The 614-nt window shown below is 46.4% G+C and carries 1 protein-coding gene; it reads right to left on the bottom strand.

Going from position 1 to position 614, the window contains the following annotated elements:
- Positions 1–82: 82 nt before the first annotated feature.
- Positions 83–614 (bottom strand): cupin domain-containing protein (locus A3735_RS28545; RefSeq protein WP_068639116.1); only part of this gene is annotated, 532 nt, incomplete at its 5' end.

Raw genomic sequence — 614 nt, forward strand, 5'->3', positions numbered from 1 at the left:
ACCTAAGATTCCACTTTGCTCACTTAAGCAGAGCTGACTAAAAGCGTTTTAGTGTGTAGAGATACTTTCGCCTCTTAATTATCTAAGGGTTAATTGGCACGGGTAAGTGCCCAGTTTTCACCAAAATGACCGTCTCCTCTTCAACGAAGGGGTGATGCTGACTCATGTGAGGGCTACGTATCCAGCTTCCTTTAGGATAGATGCCATGCTCATCACAAAACTTTCCCGATAGGACAAAAATTTCCTCCCCTCCAAAATGACGGTGAGACTGAAAACGCTCATTACTCGGCCACTTCACCAGTGCGACATGCTCATGCTCAAAATCGTGCAAAGGCATAACCTGCAGCCTGCCGATTCCTGGCAGCCAAGAGGTAGAAGTAGTATCGATGCGTACCTGTTCTTTATCCTCGAGTGAAAACTGGTTCAGCTTGACCAAGATAACACAGCCTTGCTTACTAAACGGGGCATGGTTGCTTCCAGGCGGATTACGTATATAGGTTCCAGCGCCAAAGTCTCCTGTTTCATCTGAGAATACGCCCTCCAATACAAAAATCTCTTCACCCATTGGGTGAAAGTGCTCAGAGAAAGACGAGCCAGGCTCATACATTACAATG

It is taken from the genome of Oleiphilus sp. HI0061 (assembly GCF_001635675.1).